Origin of the sequence: Pseudomonas sp. PICF141, from assembly GCF_002286815.1 — a bacterium.
In the GTDB taxonomy this organism is placed as follows: domain Bacteria; phylum Pseudomonadota; class Gammaproteobacteria; order Pseudomonadales; family Pseudomonadaceae; genus Aquipseudomonas.
Genome location: NZ_MUNM01000050.1, coordinates 153,004 through 171,303, shown reverse-complemented (window position 1 = coordinate 171,303; position 18,300 = coordinate 153,004). Strand labels below are relative to the sequence as shown.

The 18,300-nt window shown below is 61.3% G+C and carries 14 protein-coding genes; 2 read left to right on the top strand and 12 right to left on the bottom strand.

The features are described 5' to 3' along the window. Positions 1-4: 4 nt before the first annotated feature. The 4 genes from BZL43_RS13750 to hflK (BZL43_RS13735) are packed head-to-tail and all read right to left on the bottom strand — an operon-like array spanning position 5 to position 5,980. Positions 5-1,915: a heavy metal translocating P-type ATPase gene (locus BZL43_RS13750; protein WP_095632808.1), complete on the bottom strand. Its 1,911-nt coding sequence runs from the start codon at positions 1,913-1,915 to the stop codon at positions 5-7. Further along, positions 1,912-2,973: a protease modulator HflK gene (gene hflK, locus BZL43_RS13745; protein ID WP_095632807.1), complete on the bottom strand. Its 1,062-nt coding sequence runs from the start codon at positions 2,971-2,973 to the stop codon at positions 1,912-1,914. Before hflK (BZL43_RS13745) ends, BZL43_RS13750 begins: the two co-directional genes overlap by 4 nt. Further along, positions 2,970-4,019, bottom strand: coding sequence for a protease modulator HflC (gene hflC / locus BZL43_RS13740; protein ID WP_095632806.1), 1,050 nt, complete (start codon positions 4,017-4,019; stop codon positions 2,970-2,972). Before hflC ends, hflK (BZL43_RS13745) begins: the two co-directional genes overlap by 4 nt. Next, positions 4,016-5,980, bottom strand: a complete 1,965-nt coding sequence (gene hflK / locus BZL43_RS13735; RefSeq protein ID WP_095632805.1) for a protease modulator HflK — start codon at positions 5,978-5,980, stop codon at positions 4,016-4,018. Before hflK (BZL43_RS13735) ends, hflC begins: the two co-directional genes overlap by 4 nt. Positions 5,981-6,176: 196 nt before the next feature. Between hflK (BZL43_RS13735) and lpdA the strand changes: the two genes are divergently transcribed. Next, positions 6,177-7,577: a dihydrolipoyl dehydrogenase gene (gene lpdA, locus BZL43_RS13730; protein WP_095632804.1), complete on the top strand. Its 1,401-nt coding sequence runs from the start codon at positions 6,177-6,179 to the stop codon at positions 7,575-7,577. A 113-nt stretch (positions 7,578-7,690) separates the two neighbouring features. Here the strand turns inward: lpdA and BZL43_RS13725 are convergent, their stop codons facing one another. Further along, on the bottom strand, positions 7,691-8,164 hold the full coding sequence (locus BZL43_RS13725; protein ID WP_038980472.1) for an Lrp/AsnC family transcriptional regulator: 474 nt from the start codon (positions 8,162-8,164) through the stop codon (positions 7,691-7,693). A 146-nt stretch (positions 8,165-8,310) separates the two neighbouring features. Between BZL43_RS13725 and BZL43_RS13720 the strand changes: the two genes are divergently transcribed. After that, positions 8,311-8,940 (top strand): LysE family translocator, encoded by a 630-nt coding sequence (locus BZL43_RS13720; RefSeq protein WP_095632803.1) that lies wholly within the window; start codon positions 8,311-8,313, stop codon positions 8,938-8,940. Here BZL43_RS13720 and BZL43_RS13715 read toward each other — a convergent pair whose 3' ends face one another. The 7 genes from BZL43_RS13715 to BZL43_RS13685 form a co-directional block, all read right to left on the bottom strand. After that, positions 8,941-11,076, bottom strand: coding sequence for a hypothetical protein (locus BZL43_RS13715; protein WP_095632802.1), 2,136 nt, complete (start codon positions 11,074-11,076; stop codon positions 8,941-8,943). Continuing rightward, entirely contained in the window at positions 11,063-12,259 is a 1,197-nt protein-coding gene (locus BZL43_RS13710) for a DUF3142 domain-containing protein (RefSeq protein ID WP_095632801.1), read from the bottom strand. Before BZL43_RS13710 ends, BZL43_RS13715 begins: the two co-directional genes overlap by 14 nt. A gap of 181 nt (positions 12,260-12,440) precedes the next feature. Beyond that, on the bottom strand, positions 12,441-13,277 hold the full coding sequence (locus BZL43_RS13705) for a class I SAM-dependent methyltransferase (RefSeq protein WP_095632800.1): 837 nt from the start codon (positions 13,275-13,277) through the stop codon (positions 12,441-12,443). Beyond that, a complete protein-coding gene (locus tag BZL43_RS13700; RefSeq protein WP_095632799.1) occupies positions 13,271-14,425 on the bottom strand; it encodes an acyltransferase in 1,155 nt (384 codons plus the stop codon). Before BZL43_RS13700 ends, BZL43_RS13705 begins: the two co-directional genes overlap by 7 nt. After that, on the bottom strand, positions 14,422-15,315 hold the full coding sequence (locus BZL43_RS13695) for a bifunctional 2-polyprenyl-6-hydroxyphenol methylase/3-demethylubiquinol 3-O-methyltransferase UbiG (RefSeq protein ID WP_095632798.1): 894 nt from the start codon (positions 15,313-15,315) through the stop codon (positions 14,422-14,424). Before BZL43_RS13695 ends, BZL43_RS13700 begins: the two co-directional genes overlap by 4 nt. Then, complete coding sequence (locus BZL43_RS13690; RefSeq protein WP_095632797.1) at positions 15,312-16,616, bottom strand: glycosyltransferase; 1,305 nt, start codon at positions 16,614-16,616, stop codon at positions 15,312-15,314. The genes BZL43_RS13695 and BZL43_RS13690 overlap by 4 nt, the downstream gene beginning before the upstream one ends. Next, complete coding sequence (locus tag BZL43_RS13685; RefSeq protein WP_256582842.1) at positions 16,610-18,175, bottom strand: glycosyltransferase; 1,566 nt, start codon at positions 18,173-18,175, stop codon at positions 16,610-16,612. The genes BZL43_RS13690 and BZL43_RS13685 overlap by 7 nt, the downstream gene beginning before the upstream one ends. Between the last annotated feature and the right edge of the window lie 125 nt (positions 18,176-18,300).

Genomic DNA, 18,300 nt, shown 5'->3' with positions numbered 1-18,300 from the left:
ACACTTACACCTCATCCTTAAGTTTGAGTAGGGGTTCCTGAAAGCGTAGCAAACGCCCGGCATTCCCGAGCACCAATAACGTGCTCAAGTTGTGCAGCAGCGCGGCAATCATCGCCCCTGCCGCGCCGAGCCAGCCAAATGCGGCAAACGCGACGATGGCCAGGGTCCAGCCCAACCCGATGATCACGTTGACCTGCAAGGTCTGGCGGCATTGGCGACTCAAGCGCACACAGGTTCCGAGCCGGCGCAGATCGCTGCCGATCAGCACGATATCGGCCGAGGCCAGCGCGATGTCCGCGCCGCCCGCGCCCATGGCCACGCCGACCACACCGGCCTTGAGCGCCAGGGAATCGTTGATACCGTCGCCCACCACCATTGGCCGGAACCCGCTGCCGATTTCTTTCATTACGCGGTTGAGCTTGTCTTCGGGCAAGGCCTGGGCTTCGACATCACTGATGCCCACATCGCGGGCCAGCGTATGCGCAACGCTTTGCCGATCCCCGGTGAGCAACAGCTGACGACCCAAACCCAATTCACGCAACTCGCTCAGGGCAAACCGCGCCTCGGGTTTTACACTGTCGGCGAGCAACAGCCAGGCGAGAAATTCACCGTTGAGTGCCAGCCCGGCAATCGGGCCGTCGTGTTCGGGCACAGCGGATGTGGCGATGCCCAGTTGCGCGAACAGCTCCGGACGGCCGAGGGCCGCTTCGCCCTGCTCTGTCATCGCCACGACACCCAGCCCCTGACGCTCGTGAATGTCAGAGAGCAGCAGAAAGTGTTCCTGGGTGACTAACCCGGCCAAGGCGCGGCTGACCGGGTGACTGCTGGCGGAACCGAGGCTGGCGGCAAGTTTCAGCACGTAGCTGCGATCCTCCAGCGGACTGTCGATGGATTGCAGGCGCAAGGTGCCAAACGTCAGGGTTCCGGTCTTGTCGACCACCAACGAGGTCAGGTCAGCCAACTCTTCGAGGAACGCCGAGCTGCGAATCAGAATGCCGTGCCGAGCCGCCACCGCCACTCCGGCAATGGCCGTGGCCGGTGCCGACAACACCAGCGCGCAAGGGCACGCTGCGACCAACACTGCGAGCATCGCTTGCGCATCGTTGGTCACGAACCAGGTCACGGCAGCCAGCAGCAACACCAATACCATGTAGCTGCCGGCGTAGCGTTCGAGCAAACGGGTGATCGGCGGCTTGGAACGTTCAGCGCTTTGCATCAGCGCAATGACTTTACCCAGGGTCGATTCGTTACCGGTGCGGGTCACTTCAATGCGCAGCAGGCCATCGAGGTTGATCGCCCCACCGAACACCGGCATGCCTACGACAGTTTCTATCGGCACTGACTCACCGGTGATCGAAGCGGTGTCCAGGCTTGCCTGACCCGACAATACCCGGCCATCCGCCGGCACTCGATCACCGGCACGCACCTCCACCAGATCGCCAGCCTTGAGCGTGCCGTTGTCGACTTCAACAACGCTGCCATCAGCCTGAATTTTACGTGCATGGCTGCGAGTCAGTTTGCCCAGAGCATGAATCGCTTCCTGGGAACCGATCACGCTGCGCTCTTCCAGTACGTGGCCGAAGATCATGATGATCGGCAATAGCGCAGCGGTCAGCAGATCGCCCGTGGCCCAGGCGCCGAGCATGGCCAGGGCGATCAGTTGATCGGTAATCCCGTGCAGGCTCGGATAACGCAGGCTGAACCACGCCGAGCGCATGACCGGCACGGCCACCAGCAACGAAGCGAAACCCAGCAGCAATTGGCTCACCCCGGTCTGCTGTGGTAACAACCAGCGCCAGATCAGCCCCAGCGCAAGCAAGCCCAATGCAAGCATGGCCAGGGTCAACTGGCGCGCGGCGCTACGTTGTTCAGCCGAAGACAACATGCTCGGCGCGGCGGCGGTTTGGGCAGTCATTGCGCAGCTCCCTGAATGATCAGGCGGGAATCGTCTTTGGGATCGACCGTGGTCACCGAGCCGGCCTGGCCGAGAATCTTCGGCAGCCGCTCACGGTAAATCCGCAGCAGCATTTGCGGGTCGGTGCCTTGCTGCTGCGCCTTGGCCAAACTCAGCACTGTGGCGGTGTCGGCAGAGGCTTTGGCCAGGCGTTCGCTGGCTTGGGCGTGAGCCACTTGCAGCGTGCGGTCGGCTTGTTCGTTGGCGGACTGAGTCAACTTCTCGGCTTCGGTGCGCGCGTTGGCCACGGCTTTGTCGGCTTGCTGGCTGGCGGTTAACACTGCGTTGAACGCATTCACCGCCGGCCCGGGAAGACTCGATTGCACATCGACCCGCTCCACTTCAATGCCCAACCCCTGCCCGGTCGCCGTCAATTCGGCCAAGCGTTGATTGATGCCCCGCACCAGATCGCCACGTAGACGTTCGCGGCGCTCAGCGGCCTGATTGTCGGCGCCGATCAGTTCCGGTCGAGCCACCAGAATGGTGTCCAGGTCGCGCGCGGCAGTAAGCGCAACGGCACTGCGCGTCACCAGCCGATCCAGCGCCGGCAGCACATGTTCACCCTGAAGAACGAAGGCATAGGGTTCGGTGACCTTGTAGAACACCCGCACATCCAGTTGTACCACGCCCGCATCACCGGTCAGCAGATAACCGGAGCCGGCAAGCGCATCGCTGATGGGCGTGGCGAAACTCGCGACTCGATCGGCCTGCAACGCGGCATCCGAGCGCAGCAGATTATCCACCCGACGCTCGATCACCCGATCCGCTGCCGGCAACGTGATGACCTGCTCGAACGGGCGCGGCCATGCCAATAGCAAACCGGCATTTTGAAGGCGATCCAGTGCGCCGAAGTGCAGCACCACAGCACGATTTTGCGGGTCGATCTGCCGCACATTGGAAAATGCCCATGCCAACGCAGCCAGCACGGTCACGGCGTACAGCGCCAGAAAAGCCAAGCGCCCGGCCTGAATCCACGGGCTGCTCAACTCATGTGTTCCACGTGGAACTTTTAAATTCATGGCTGCGACCCGGACTTGTTATCGAGAGTCGGCGGTCCCTCAACCAACACCCGAAATGGCGCAGCATCGGTACGCAAAATCAGTTTGGTGCCCGGCGTGACGATGGTGCCCAAGGTGTCGAGAGAGCGCAGCACGTTGTAGAGCTGCGGCGAACCGGCGTAGGCACGGCCGTAAATCTGCGCGGCTTCGACGCGGGATTGGGCTTCGATGTCCGCGGCTTTCACTGTTGCATCGGCTTGTACGATTCGCGCGTCACGCTCGGCCGCGGAGCGAATTTGCGCCGCTTCACGCTTGCCGATGGCCGTGCGTTCAGTGGCGATGGTTTCACGCTCGGCACGCATACGATCGACAGTCGCAGTGAGCGTCACCGATGGCAAGGTCAAACGCTCGATGCCGACTTGCAGCACGCGCACGCCATAGGTGGTGAGTAACTGCTGATCAATCTGCTGACGCAGTTGCGCTTCAAAATCGGCGATGCGCACTTGATTGGCATCGGTGTTCACCAGGTTGGCCAGATCAAAACTGCTGGCGGTGGTTTCCAACGCGGAGCCGACAAAAGTGCGAATCTGCCGCGCGGCTTCGTCCGGCTGGTTCTGCACGGCGCGCATAAAGCGTTGCACGTTGTCTGGATCACCCGGCACCTGCCAGGCCACGTAGGCTTGCACGATGATGCGCAGACCATCGCGCGTGCCCACATCCTGCAAGCCGCTGGAGGTGGTGCGCAGCCGCAGATCCACCGGAATCGCCGCCTCGAACGGTGCCGGCCAACGCCAGCCAAGTCCCGGCTCCAGCAACACCCGCGATGGATTGCCGAAGCGAGTGATAACCGTGGCCTCTCCCGAACGCACCTGCACCAGGCTCGCCGCCGCAATGGCAAACGCCACCAGCAGCGCCGCCCAACCCATTCGCCGCCACGGGAACGGGCCCGCTTCGTGTGGATCGCCGTGGTGATGATGGTGATGGCCGTGGTGATGTCCGCCATGGCCGTGATCGTGGTCAGCGTGGTCATCGTGACCGCGATTGTGTGTAGGCGTCGGCTGGTTCAATGGGCGGCTCCTGGCTGAGCGGAATTACGCGGCGGCGCAGGCTCAGCCGGCAGCGTGAAGGTACGTAGGTCGATGGTCGGCGCATTGCTGGTGCCGCCCAGGCGATGATCAAGAACCAGTAGCCTGGCGTTGGCCAAACCTTGGGTCAGCTGGCTGAGGTATTGCTCCAGCACGAAGGCCTGGCCGGCGCTGGAAAAAGCCTTTCGCTCGGCGGCAAATTTCAACTCGGCGGCCTGAGCGGTCGCGCTGATTTCATGAGCATTGGCCGTCGCGCGATCGTGAGCGATGCTGGCGTGCAGTTGCGCCTGGTGGGTCGCTTCGGCCGCAGCTCCGCGCTCACGGGAAATCGATGCCTGAGCGGCAATCTGCGCCGCTTGCACACCGTGATAAGCATTGGCCGCACCCGCTGGCGGGTGGATGGCCTCAATTACCGTGGCAAGAATTTCCACGCCGCTGTCGAGTTTTTGCAGGTCAGCCTGCACGGCGCGGCCGATCTCTTCAGCGAGCCCTACCCTGTCCTCGCCGAGCAAACCATCGAGGGTTCGCGAGGCGAAATCGTGCACCAGAATCCGGCTGGCGGTGCTGCGGATCAACGTTGGCACATCGGCGCTGTTGTACGTCGCGGCTAATGCCGCCTGATTGCTCAAGCCGATTCGATAGACGAAGCGCACGTCCATGTTGACGATCTGGAAGCTCTGTTTGTCGTCGCGGCTGCTGGCGATGACCTGGGATTTGTCGTTCACATGACTGGCGTCCCACAAGCGATTGGCAATCGCCGGTGCCGGGCCTTCGGCAGGTTCGGCCGCGACCGGCGCCGACGTGTCGCCCACGCTGGTGGCCAACTCGTGAACCACGCCGTTCTCGACGCTCAGCACCCGGCCCAGCGGCCATGGCAAACCGACGTGCAAACCAGGGCCGAACACCTCCACCGGTTTGCCGAAACGCTCATAGATACCGCGCCCTTGCAGGGGAATTTCGTGAACACCGGTGAGCGACCAACCGACGATAGCCACCACCGCCAGCACCGGCAAAAACGCCCGGCGCATGTAGGTGAAGGCCCAGATTTGTCGCAGGTCGATACCAAAGCGATTGTGCAATTCGTGCTGCAATGCGAGCAAAGGTTGCGGCGGCCAGCGCAGCATGTCGGCGACGAAGCTTCGCGCCAGCAAGGCCGGCTCCAGCTGTTCACGACGAGGGCTGAACAGCGCCAACACGGCCCGCAGCAGCAACTCGACGGCGACCAACCCCGGCAGCAAGCCGATCAGCACTGCCAGACGCACCGGCCAGACCGATGTTTCATTGCCGAACAACACACACAGTGCGCTGAGCACCAGGCAAATAATCGCGACCCGTGTCAGTTGCGCCAACGGCCCTGCTTCGGGCCACTGGGCGACGTTTTCCTGTGCCAGTTGCCGCTCCAGCACCAGCAAACCGAAAGCCAGCAGCAACGACAGCGTGGCGCCGACACTGGCCGACATCCCCAACGCGGCGGGCGGCAAGGTCAGATTCCAGACGTGCCCGATACTGTACAACGTCAATAACGCCCAGCCCGCTAACCATAGCGTTGGCGCACCGATCTGCCCCAGCAAGCGCAACCACCGTTGGCTGATGCGGTCCAGCAACCGCTCGTACCAGCCTTCAGCGCCAACGACCTCCTCAGCGACAACCACCGGCACCGACAATGCAGGGTCCATCGCCCGTGCGCGCCACTGCGTTACCCACCAGGCCGATTGCAGGCCGGCGACCAGCACCAGCAAACCGGCGCTCTGATTGACCAGCAACGCCGGCCAAAGCGACTGCGGCGCAAACAGCCCGACAAAAAACGCCAGCACCAGCCCCGCGCCAGCCAAGGCCGCCAAACCGATCGCGAAGGGCCGCAATCGACGTCCTTGAACCACCGCCTGCTGAAAGCGCGGCAGCGCTGCTATTTGTGCCTCATCGTCATCGAGATCGACTTGCATACCACCCCAGCCTTCGCTTGCATCACATTTCGTTACGATATAACGAAAGTAGTGAAATATTCGTCGTAAATCGCTTCATCTAAAAGCGCCGGACCTGAAGCCTTGACCGAAATGGCTCGAAACGCACATATTACGCTCGTAATTTTTATCCAAGGCTACGTTTATCGACCCTGTCCCCTTCACCAGGAGTACCACCATGAGCACCTATGACGTCGTTATTCTGGGCGCAGGCCCCGGCGGCTATAACGCAGCGATCCGCGCTGGCCAGCTGGGTCTTAAAGCAGCCTGCGTGGAAGGACGCGCCACTCTGGGCGGAACGTGCCTGAATGTCGGCTGCATGCCGTCCAAGGCGCTGCTGCATGCCTCCGAACTCTACGACGCGGCCATGGGAGCGGAATTCGCCAACCTGGGGATTGAGGTCAAACCTGTCCTCAACCTGGCTCAAATGATGAAACAGAAAGATGAAAGCGTTACCGGGCTGACCAAGGGCATCGAGTTTCTGTTTCGCAAAAACAAAGTCGACTGGATCAAGGGCTGGGGCCGCATCGACGGGCCGGGCAAAGTCACGGTGACCGACAACCAGGGCACCAAGACCGAACTGAGTGCCAAAGACATCATTATCGCCACCGGTTCCGAACCCACTCCCCTGCCCGGCGTGGACATCGACAACAAACGCATTCTCGACTCCACCGGCGCATTGTCGCTGGCTGAAGTACCGAAGCATTTGGTGGTGATCGGTGCCGGGGTGATCGGCCTGGAGTTGGGCTCGGTATGGCGGCGCCTGGGTGCTCAGGTGACGGTGGTCGAATTTCTCGATCGGATCTGCCCCGGCGTGGATGGCGAAGCGGGCAAGAGCCTTCAACGCTCGTTGAGCAAGCAAGGCATCCGCTTCAAGTTGAGCTCGAAAGTCACCAGTGCCACGACGTCGGCGAGCGGTGTTCAGCTCAGCGTCGAACCGGCCGCGGGTGGCACCGCCGAGTTGCTTGAAGCCGATTATGTGTTGGTAGCCATTGGTCGGCGCCCTTATACCCAAGGCCTGGGGCTGGAAAACGTCGGCCTCGCCACGGACAAGCGCGGCATGCTCGCCAATAAGGGCCACCGCACCGAGGCCGCTGGCATCTGGGTGGTCGGTGATGTCACGTCGGGGCCGATGCTCGCCCACAAGGCCGAAGACGAAGCCATGGCCTGCATCGAGCAAATCGTCGGCAAGGCCGGCGAGGTCAATTACGACCTGATCCCCAGCGTGATCTACACCAAACCGGAGTTGGCCAGCGTCGGCAAGACCGAAGAACAACTGAAGGCCGAAGGTCGCGCTTATAAGGTTGGCAAGTTTCCCTTCACGGCCAACAGCCGGGCGAAGATCAATCACGAAACCGAAGGCTTCGCCAAAGTATTGGCCGATGAGCGCACCGACGAAGTCCTCGGTGTGCACCTTGTGGGCCCCAGCGTGAGTGAATTGATTGGCGAATATTGCGTGGCGATGGAGTTCAGCGCCTCGGCCGAAGACATCGCCCTGACTTGTCACCCACACCCGACTCGCTCCGAAGCCTTGCGCCAGGCGGCAATGGATGTGGAGGGGATGGCGACGCAGATGTAAGCCCGGAGACTGAACTACCGCTATCGCGAGCAGGCTCGCTTCCACATTTGATCTGTGGCGTTCACACAGCCAATGGGGGGGAGCGAGCCGGCTCGCGATGCAGTCAACGCGGTCTAAAGCGGCAAATGCTCCAACGGCAATGCCCCCGGGGTCTTTACCGTGTGAATCGCAAAGTTGCTGCGGATATCGCTCACACCCGGCAGTTTCAACAGGCGGCCGGTGAGGAAACGGTCATAGGCGCGCAAATCCGGCACCACCACTTGCAACAGAAAATCGGACTCCCCTGATACCAGGAACGCCGAAATCACCTCAGGCAATGCCGTCACGGCCAGGCGAAAAGCTTCAGCCTGTTCATCGTTGTGTCGTTCGACTTTGACCCCGACAAACACCGTCAGCCCAAGGCCCACTTCATCTCGATCCAGATTGGCCTGATAGCCGCGAATCACGCCCGCCTCTTCCAGCATCCGTACCCGACGCAAACAGGGCGAGGCAGACAAACCGATTTCGTCAGCCAATTGCACGTTGCTCAGGCGACCGTCCCGTTGCAACGCGGCGAGAATCTTGCGGTCGTAGGCGTCCAGTTTCATGGTTTGGCAGATCCCGATGGTTCGATCATCATAAAGTGGCAGGTTATGCCAAATATCGGGTCTTTAGAAGCTGACTACGCAACCACCTGCCCTGCCCCTCGGACTTAGACTGATCTCCACCAGATCGACAACCAATGGGGTGCAACATGGCAGGACTCTGGCTGTTTTTCATGGCGCTGGCGGTGGTGTACCTGTTGCCGGGCCCGGACATGATCCTGCTGTTGCAGACCGGCGCGCGTCAGGGCAAAGGCGCGGCGCTGGCCACGGCGTTGGGGCTCGGTGTGGCACGTGGTTGTCATGTGGCCTTGGCGGCGTTGGGTTTGGCGGCGCTGTTCAAGACGGCGCCCTGGACCTTCGACGTGGTGCGCCTGGCTGGGGCTGCGTACCTGCTGTGGATCGGCATTCAGTGCCTGCGCACCACGATGCTGCCGAGCTTGAATGGTACAAACGCAACTACTGAAAAACCGCATTGGCGCGAGACCGTCCAGCGCGGTTTGCTGACCAACCTGCTCAACCCCAAGGCGCTATTGTTTTGCTCGGTGCTGTTGCCGCAGTTCATTGATCCGCACGCCGGGCCGGTGCTCACGCAATTTGCGACGCTGGGCGTAATGCTGGTCGGTGTCGGGTTACTGTTCGACAGCGCCTACGCGTTGGTCGGCGCCGCGCTGGGCCGCTGGCTGCAACGCAGTCCATCAGCCCAGCGGGTGCAGCAATGGTTGTTCGGCAGCTTGCTGATCGGCTTCGCGGTGCGGCTGACCTTTGTGCAGCAGGGATGATTACTGCCGCGCCTTGCGCTGGCGTCGATTGATCAGCACCAGCGCTACCGCTGTAAACGCTACAACACTCCCCACTTGCAGCCACTTTTTGTAAGGCCGTAGTGCCGAACGGATGGGAGCCACAGCCTGGGTTATGTAACGTTTATCTGCATTCTGAAAATCCGGGGTAAGACATTGTTCGCCGAAGGAGATGGCCCAATCCACATAAGGGCCTTCTTTGATGTAGCGTTGATAGAAGGCTCTTGCTTCTTCGCGACTGGTGTTCCAACCCGCCGCCTCACACAGCACGGCTGCAAAGGCTTGGCTAGTGTGGGGCAAATTGTCGGCTGCACGACTGGCTAAAGCTGTGGCGACATAACGATAGTGATAGCGCTGATCCGGCTTGGCGGCGCTGGATTGCTGGCGTTGGACTTCCTCTTCAGCCATGAGAGGTCCGACCTTGAGTTCGCTGCTCTCGAGGCGGTAATTGCCACCAAACGTCGCGTAATCCGGGGACATCTCATAGCCCAACAACTCCATTCCATCGTAGCGGGCCAGTGTCGCGGCATAGTAATAAGCGAATGCCCGTTGGGTCGGCCACCACTTTGATTCGGCGTCGTTGCGCAACTCCCCATACCACTTGGCTTTGGCCTGCAAAACAGCATGATCGAAATACCCTGGCGCTTCGTCATAACGCCCTTCACGCAACAACCGCCGCCCCAGCAGATTTCGCAGGCTGGCGGCAACCGGCAACGGCACATAATTGTCGCGATCCTGCTGACTGAGCGGTGGCGGTGCGGGCACCTGAGTGTCGACGTAATGCTTGAGTTCATCGAGGGTCAGCACCCGCTCGGCAACCGTGGCCGCGTCGTACCAGTAAATGCGTTGGCTGCGATAGAGTTGATCAAAGGCTTGCAGATAATCCCCGCGTTGCAGGGCCAGGATCGCGCTTTCGCCCTCGACCCGGCACTTGGGCTGAACTGTTTCGTAATCCCAGTCCGGGGTCCGTCGTTCACCCCAGGACTCGTTCTGCGGGAAGGCTTGGGCTGCCTTGGCGTAAGCCGCAGCGGCAGCGTCTTTGTCGCCATCACGCAACGCCAGTTTCGCCCGCAGCCACCATGCAAGGCCGCCATCACCGGCCTGTTCGAGAAAGGCTTTGGCACTGGCGTAATCGCCCTGTTGATAGTTCATCGCCGCCAGGCGATCCGCGTTATCCAGGCTGCCTCGGGTGCTGTTTTGCAGCAGCTTGATCAGTTTTTGTTCGTTCGGCGGTTGATCACCGAATGACCAGCCCAGTCGACTGATCAACGACGCCGTCACCAGTTGCTGCACCGCTTTGCCCTTGAGCAATACCGTCAGTCGGTCATCGGGCATTGCCATCAGATCGGCCATCAACCATTTCAACGAGCTGTAGCCCACCGCCGAACCGTGGAGGTTCTGCGTGGCGTAGAGTTCGATGGCGCTGTCCCAGTCGCCAGCGGTGCGGGCCACTCGCGCTTCTTCGCCGAGGCTCGCAACACCCAGTTCCAAGGGGTCGCTGAAGCCGTCGATGCTCAGCTGACGCGTTTGTTCGAAGGCTTTTCGGGATTGAGCCAACAGGTCGGGCCCCGCGCCCGCCCCTGAACTCATGGCAAACAGTGCCCGCCCCAACGAGTAAGCCGCCCAGGTACTGCGCAACGCACGTTGATCCGCCGGCAGCGCCAGCACTTTATGAAAATATTCAGCGGCCAAACCATGGTCACCCGCGTTGAACGCCACCGCGCCCGCCAGGTACAACCTGTGCTCGGCCGGCAGGCTCGCGCCTTGCTCTTCAACCTGACGGGCATCGGTCAGGCTGCGCAGCTGTTGCACCAGTGCTTGCTGCTCAGGCGTCAAACCAGCCTGTTCGGCGGTGTTGCGCTGACCCGCGTAATCCGGCCCATCGCCGTAACCGTCCCCCGGAATGTTGGTGGCAGCCGTGACATTTTTCAGTCCAGCGATGGCATGCCCGAGGCGACTGATCTCAACGTTGAAGTTGCCTTCCGGCAGTTCCGCCAGCGACTGGCCACGGTTGTCCAGCAGGCGCATGGGGAAGTCCGGCCCGCAGGCCAACGCTGAACCCAACGGCAGGCTGAGGCTCAGGCAAAGCACATGGCGGGGCCAGTTACGGGTGAACATTCGAACCTCCTTGATCAATAGTTGCGCAGCGTGCCCAGCCGATGGCGCGCTGCCCGCCCGCCGGTATTCGACCCTCGCGCAGGCGGGTGAAGGTAAGCAGATCCGGACGTTGTTGCAACGCATAACCGGCCAATGCATCGGCGCCGTCGCAGCCCTGCACCGCCAATGTCAGGCGTTCGGGCCAGGCGCTATCGAGGTTGCCTTGGTTGCTGACGCTGATGTCGTAGAGGCCGTCCTGCGCCGAGAGCTTCAGCCCCACGCGGCTGTCGAGTGTATCGCCGCGCGCCACGGCGATGAGCGTCGTCAAGCTCCAGGCCCTGCGATCATTGGCCAGCGGCAGGCGAAACCAGATCAGCCCGGCCAGATGATCCGGTGGATCGGCGCGCAACTCGGCGCCGAGTTTGCTCAGTTGCAGCGGATCCGCCAGTAATTCCCGGCGTTCGCCGCCCCGCTCGATGGGCACTTCACTTTCCACGACCGGCGCGCCACCGTCCCCCGGCAACAACGCCACGCCATAAGCCGGCAATGCCAGATAAAACGGTTTCGAGGTGATACGGCTCCAGGCTTTGGCCCATTGCCGTGCCTGATTGGGGTCGAACAGCCCACGCCGTGGATCGCTCACCGCGTGCACCTGCAAAACGCTGCTGTCGACAGTTGCCAGCAACGCCGGCAATTCAGGGCTGTCGAGCCAGGCCGGCAACGCGGTGATGCTCAACGGCAAGGAAGCGGGCAGAACGGTGCGTAAATGCGTAAGGAATTCGCGATAGGCCGGTAGCCGGGCGTTGCCCGCATCGTGGTCGATTTCCACGCCGGAGAGGATCAGCCCCTGCCCTTGCCAATCGCTGAGCACTTGCTGGATTTGTGCGGTGACCTGCTCTTGATCCAGGCCCGGGAGCTGGCCATCCAGACGAATCACCGCAATCAGCGGTCGGCCATCACGCTTGAGCAGCACCGGATCGACTCGCGCCCGGCTCCAGCCAGCCTGCGCAAACGCCTGCAAGGCCAGTACGCGCAAGGTCGAGAAGTCGGCACGGCTGTCGCGCAGCGCGGCGTCATGGGCCGGCGTCCATTGGCGTTGCCAGACATAGAGTTGCTGATCGAGCGGCGGCGCGCTCTGTTGCTCGCAACCGTTGAGCAACAGCAATGCGGCAAGCAAGGCCGACAGACGAGCGAGAAAATACATGAAGACCCTTGGGCGGCTTGACCCCAACCGCATTATTCGTAGCAGCTGCCGAAGGCTGCGTTCGGCTGCGAAGCAGCCGCCATTCAGACACCCGCAGTCTTCAGAGAAACTGTGCAGGTTTCACGACTGCTACGCAGCCGAACGCAGCCTTCGGCAGCTGCTACAAAGGATACAGCGACTGTTACGCTTCAGGCTTGCGGGCAATGATCACCTGACTTTTCGCCACCACCGCATCCAGCGCCTGTTTGATCTGCGCCCCCCGTGGCGAGGACAGAACGGCTTGCCAGGTGTCGGCCCAATGGTTGAGCAATGGATGGTCGGCATTGCTGAAATCGACCTTGGCTTCCCAGAACAACAGCATCCACATCGACCAATAGAACCCGTACTGGCTGTGGCTGATGATGTCCAGGCCAGCATCGCTGACCATCGCCTTGAACTGCTCTTCGCTGATGATGCGAATGTGGTTGGGCTTCTGGAAATACTCCGGCGCGGCGATGTCTTTTTGCAGGTCTTCGGAACTGGGGTGCGGAACACTGAGCAAATACAGCGCCCCGGGCTTGCCGACCCGCACCAGTTCGGCGAGGAACTGCGCCGGATCGTCGACGTGTTCGATAACTTCGGTGGACACGACTCGGGTCGCGGTCGCGTCGGCAATCGGCAGCGGATTGCAGTCCGTGACGTGGCACTCGATGCCCCGTGCCGGCGTGTCGCTCAGGCGCTGACGAGTCGCTTCGACCTTGGCGGCGTCGATGTCGGCAATGATGATCTTCGCCCCGCGCATACCGCAGAAATGCACGTTGCCTCCGTCGCCGCAGCCCACATCCAGCAGCGTATCCTCGGGGCTGACCGGGAAACCGGTGAACAGCTCACCGGTTTGCTGGTTGAACCAGCCGCTGAGCATCGCGTCGTGCAGGCCGAGCATGTAGGGGTCGACCTTGTCGGCGACCGAGGATGCCGGCGTCAGCGGCTGCGCGGTAGCGGACGTGCCCGCCGTGAGTTTCTTCAAAAGGCTCAGCATGAGGTGGCTCCAGAGGATGCATGGGCTGATCGGGACAGGCGCAAATGATGTACCAGACGGACACCCCGGTTGCGCATGGGTAGCTCGATGAATCGGTAGTTGAGTTCACTCAGCAGCACGATCAGGGTCATGGCGCAAAACAGCGCCAGTGCCGGCTGCATCGCCACGTCCTGCCAACCGGCGGGCGCGAAACGAAACCAGCTTTCGCGCACGACAAAGAACGCCGGAATGTGAATCAGGTAAATGCCGTAGGAACGGGCGCCCAGCCAGACCAGTACTTGCTTGAGCTTGCCCGTGGGCAGCAGGTAATCGCGATTGTAGGAAGCGATCCAGACCAGCAGCGCGCACAACAAGGCAATCGCGGCGACCCGATAGCTCGCCAGATTGAAAGGTGTGCTCGCCAGCACGCTCAGTGCAGCGCCCAGGCCAATCAGGATCAACAGGCCTGACCAACGACGGCGCAACCATCGTGGTTCCCAGGTCAGATAGCTCGGCCTCGAGCTCCACATCGCCAGTAACACGCCCAATGCCAGGGCATCGGTCCTGAAACTCATCAACAGCGCTGAACGCCAAGTGAACAGTTGCACGGCAACCAAGGCCAGCAACACCCACACCAACCGCTTGCGGCAGACGAGGATCAGTAAGGGCAGCAGCAGGTAGAACTGCTCTTCAAGGGACAGGCTCCAATAAACGAAACTGGCACCGTATTCGAAGCGCATGAAGCTTTCGGCAAAGCGCAAATTGGCAAATTGCAGAAAGCCCGCCAGCGTCGCCTGCAGATTGGCCTGCACCGTGCCAAAGGCGCCCGAATGATTGAAAAACAGTGCGCCCGCTAACATCAGCAACAGCCACAACCAGGCGGATGGCAACAGACGAAAGGCCCGGCGAATCCAGAAATCGCGGGTTTCCAGCCAGAAGGCCTGCGGTGTCTGGCAACCCCGCAGCAGCGGAATCAAGCCTCGGGCGATGACAAACCCGGAGATGACAAAAAACAGGTCCACGCCCCACCAGAATTGCCCGTGGGCCGTACCCGATTCGAAACCCGGCAACTGGCCCGGAAACGGCATGGTTTGCAGGTGATGCACCAGCACACCAAGCACAGCGATCCCGCGCAACAACTCGATGTCGAGAATCCGTCGACTGCTCATGGCGCAGTCCCGGCCTTTGAGTCGGTCGCCATCGGTTTACGTGCAATGATCACCTGACTCTTGGGCATGAACTGATCGAGCATCTGCTTGATCGCCAGTCCATTGGGTTGCGCCAGCAGGTCTTGCCAGGTTTTCGCCCAGCTCTCCATCAGCGGCGGATAGGGCGCTTGAATCCGGTCACGTACCGCGCCGCCCAAGTCGCGCCCGGCCGCGCGCTCGCTGGCCCAGAAAAAGATCATGCCCATCACCCAGAAAAACCCGGTGGCCTGACGATGCTCGATCACCAGGCCGGCGTCCTCCACCAGGGCGGCGAAACGTTCCGGGGTAAAAATCTGCACGTGATTGGGTGACTGAAAATAACTGGCAGGGGCGATGCCCTGCTGCAAATGCTCGCCCACCGGCGCCGGTACGCTGAGCAGATACTGCGCACCCGGACGGCCCATGCGCACCAGCTCGGCCATGAAGGGTTCGGGTTGATCGATGTGCTCAAGCACTTCCATACACACGATTTTGTTTGCGCAGCCATCGGCGAGCGGCAACGGCAGGCTATTGCTGACCAATCCCAGGTGGGGCTTGTCCGTCTGCGCGTCCACTTGCCGGGCCAGATCACGGACCTTGTCGTGCTCACTGTCGGTGAAAATAACCGAGGCGCCCTGCCGCACCGCAAACAACGTCGCAACGCCTTCACCGCAACCGACGTCCAGCAAAGTGTCGTGCGCCGTGATTGCAAAACCCTTGAGCAATTCGCCGCTGTCGTTCAAAAACCAGCCATCGAGGATGGCGTCGTGCAAGCCGACATCGCGCGGTGACACACTGCCTTGCGCAACCGGCGCAGGCACAGCTTTGGGTTGCGCCATCGGACGCAGCCGCCTCATCAATGCGCGGATCATGCCTGAGGGGTTTCCATGGCAGCCGCAGCGCGGGTTTCGAACAGCCGGGCGAGGAATTCTTTCAGACGCTGTTCAGCGGTTGCCTGGCTGCAAAAGTTTTGCAGGCTGGTCACCGCGTGGGCGGACATCCTTGCATAGCGTTGCGGATCATCCATGGCCACCGCGTAGCTGGCCTGATAAGCCGTGCACAGCGAGGCCCAGTTGGTGATGTAACGCAGGGTGCGAAACGCCTTTCGCGGGTCGTGGGGCCAGGCCGTCAGCTCATCCGTGGAATCGATGAGGAAAGCATTGTCCGCGTCCAGATAATCAATCATCGCCGTGGTGCGCGGCGCCACTGCCGGCTTGCCGCAGGACATGAACTCCATCAGCGGCAGGCACTGGCCTTCGCCATAGGACGTATTCACCACGTAACTCGTGGCCTGCACCAGACGCTCGTAATCCGCATCCGCGAGGTAGCCATAAATCAACACGATACGGCAGCGGTAGGGCTGGTTTTTGTACAGGTGATGAAGGATATCGGTCAGCGCTTCTTCGGCATCGTGATGCGTCAGTTTGAGCACCAGCGTGGCATCTTCTACCTCGCGGAAGGTCACGCAAAAAGCACTCAGCATGTCTTCCCAATTCTTGCGCCCGTCGCCGGGGTTGAACACCGAGGTGTAGATCACACCATCGAGCACCAGCGCCTGTTCACGAGCGGGCGCCTGAAAGTCGATGCCCTTGCCGGCACGCAAATGCACAGGACCAAAGGCCCGCAGATCAAGTTGACGACTGTCCGCCAGCAAGCCTTTGATCTTCAATCGCACCTGCCGGGCCTTCGGCTGACGCTGCAATTGCGCACCCCGTGCGGCAAAGCGATCCCACACCGGCGCCGGCACCGCGATGATCGGATAGTCGGCGCCCATGGCTTCGCGCACGGCATTGACGGTGTAGCTGGAATGGGTGATCGCAGCACCGCTCGCGCGCAATACCGTACGCCAGTCGTTACGCGGTTCACCGGCGAACGGCTCGTTGGGAATGGTGCTGAATTCCCACGCAAACACCGCCAGGGTCGGACAGGCGAAATGCACCGGCGTGCGATGGGGCGGCGAGAACGACAGGAACACGCAGTCTTCGCCACGGGACAGACAGTCGAGGTACAAAGCATCGACTTCAGCCTGCGGGTCGCTGACTTCCACCACCCGTCCCAGTCGCTCCAGCACCGGTCGATACTCTTTGAGCACGAAGTAGTAGCTGTATTCCGAACGGCCCAGGTTCTGGGCAATGGTGCGCTGATTGGTTTCCGAATGAATGATGATCAGCATGAGGCGTCATCCGTTACGGCCGTTGCTGGCACAACGTGTGGCGCCAGCCCGAAAAAGTCCGCCAGGCGCTGTTGCACTGGAGTGAAGGCGCAGTAATCGTGCATGCGCTCGACCGCGGCATGAGCCATCTGCTGATACTCCAACGGCTGTTCCTTGGCGATCCGGTAGCTGTTTTCGTAGGCCGTTTTCAACGACCCCCAGTCCGGTCGATAACGCAGGGTCCGATAGATGATGCGGGTGTCCTGAGGCCAGATGGTCAGCTCTTCGCTGGACTTGACCACAAACGCCACGCGCTCATCGATGTAATCCTCCATGGCCGTGTGATCCGGGGCGATCACCGGTTTGCCACTGGCCATGAACTCCATCAGCGGCAGACACAAGCCTTCGCAGCGCGAGGCGTTGACGTAATAACTCGCCGCCTCATAGAGCCGGGCATATTGCGGATCGTCCAGGAAACCGTGCATCACCACCACCCGGCAGGCGAACGGGGACAGTTGCGCCAGCAAGGTCATCAACTCGGTGTAATAGGACGACAGATCGCTCTGGGTAATCTTCAGTACCAGTGTGGCGTCCGCGGTGTCACGGAACGCCCAGCAGAATGCGCTGATCAGTTGATGCCAATTCTTGCGCCCGTCCTTGGGATTGAACACGGTGACGTAGACCACGCCGTCGACATGGGTCTGCACCTGCTCCGTAGTGTCCGGAAGGTCCACGGCTGCGGGTACATGGACCGGCACCGACTGTGGACCGGCAATGCCCGGGAAGTATTTTGCGAGCCTGGAATGAGCCGGGTCAGACAACAGATCGCGAATGCCCTCCCAGTACCACTGGCTCAAAAAGTGAGTGCGATGGACCGGCACCGGTTGCGCCTTGCCCAGGTCCAGCGCCCACAGGCGCAAGTAGTGCCTGGCGATGACGAAGCGGCGCTTCAGGGTCAGCGGCGGCGGGCGCGAGGCCTCGAGCTCCGCCTGTTGCTCAGCGGTCAGCGGCGGAGGAATCAGCGAGTCGGCGGACAACCCCAGCGTACGGTTATCAAGGATGCAGCCCTTGATGTCGAGTGTCGAACCGGCATTGACCGGCACACTGGTATGACGGCTACGAATGGCGGCGAAGTTTTCCCACAACGGAGTCGGCAAGACCAACACCGGAAATGCTTCGCCCATGGCCCTACGGATCGCCCGGGCCGTATGACTGGAGAGCGTAATCACCCGGCCCTGGCGCGCCAGCATGCGCGTCCAGTCCTGGCGTGGATCGTTGTCCCACTGCTCATCGGGAATCGAATCGAACTCCCAGGCCACCACGCACATGGTCGGGCACTCAAGGTCGCTCGGGGTTTTCTGCGGCGGGGTGAAAGACAGGAACAAGCCGTCTTCGCCGGCGGCACGCAGCTGCCTGTAGAGAGGATCGACTTCGGCGGTGGAGGACACCACATGCACCCGCCCAAGGCTTTCGAGCACAGGGCGATAAGCCTTGAGCACGAAGTAATAACTGTATTCGGGACGACCGAGGCTCTGGCTGATGGAACTGTCGTTGACGTCCGAGTAAAGAATGAAATTCATGGCATCCCACGATGAAGCCGCCATCCCGGCGACCTCACTCTATGACGGCAAAGCCACGGATCGAGTCGGTGTGTCGTCCTCGTCTATAGTCTTCATGCCCGTCTACGTTCTTGTTTTAGTGGTCA

Excerpts from the sequence above, each read along its gene's own strand:
- BZL43_RS13750 (WP_095632808.1), bottom strand. The coding sequence starts at position 1,915 with ATGACTGCCCAAACCGCCGCCGCGCCGAGCATGTTGTCTTCGGCTGAA.
- hflK (WP_095632807.1), bottom strand. The coding sequence starts at position 2,973 with ATGAATTTAAAAGTTCCACGTGGAACACATGAGTTGAGCAGCCCGTGG.
- hflK (WP_095632805.1), bottom strand. The coding sequence starts at position 5,980 with ATGCAAGTCGATCTCGATGACGATGAGGCACAAATAGCAGCGCTGCCG.
- lpdA (WP_095632804.1), top strand. The coding sequence starts at position 6,177 with ATGAGCACCTATGACGTCGTTATTCTGGGCGCAGGCCCCGGCGGCTAT.
- BZL43_RS13725 (WP_038980472.1), bottom strand. The coding sequence starts at position 8,164 with ATGAAACTGGACGCCTACGACCGCAAGATTCTCGCCGCGTTGCAACGG.
- BZL43_RS13720 (WP_095632803.1), top strand. The coding sequence starts at position 8,311 with ATGGCAGGACTCTGGCTGTTTTTCATGGCGCTGGCGGTGGTGTACCTG.
- BZL43_RS13715 (WP_095632802.1), bottom strand. The coding sequence starts at position 11,076 with ATGTTCACCCGTAACTGGCCCCGCCATGTGCTTTGCCTGAGCCTCAGC.
- BZL43_RS13710 (WP_095632801.1), bottom strand. The coding sequence starts at position 12,259 with ATGTATTTTCTCGCTCGTCTGTCGGCCTTGCTTGCCGCATTGCTGTTG.
- BZL43_RS13705 (WP_095632800.1), bottom strand. The coding sequence starts at position 13,277 with ATGCTGAGCCTTTTGAAGAAACTCACGGCGGGCACGTCCGCTACCGCG.
- BZL43_RS13700 (WP_095632799.1), bottom strand. The coding sequence starts at position 14,425 with ATGAGCAGTCGACGGATTCTCGACATCGAGTTGTTGCGCGGGATCGCT.
- BZL43_RS13695 (WP_095632798.1), bottom strand. The coding sequence starts at position 15,315 with ATGATCCGCGCATTGATGAGGCGGCTGCGTCCGATGGCGCAACCCAAA.
- BZL43_RS13690 (WP_095632797.1), bottom strand. The coding sequence starts at position 16,616 with ATGCTGATCATCATTCATTCGGAAACCAATCAGCGCACCATTGCCCAG.
- BZL43_RS13685 (WP_256582842.1), bottom strand. The coding sequence starts at position 18,175 with ATGAATTTCATTCTTTACTCGGACGTCAACGACAGTTCCATCAGCCAG.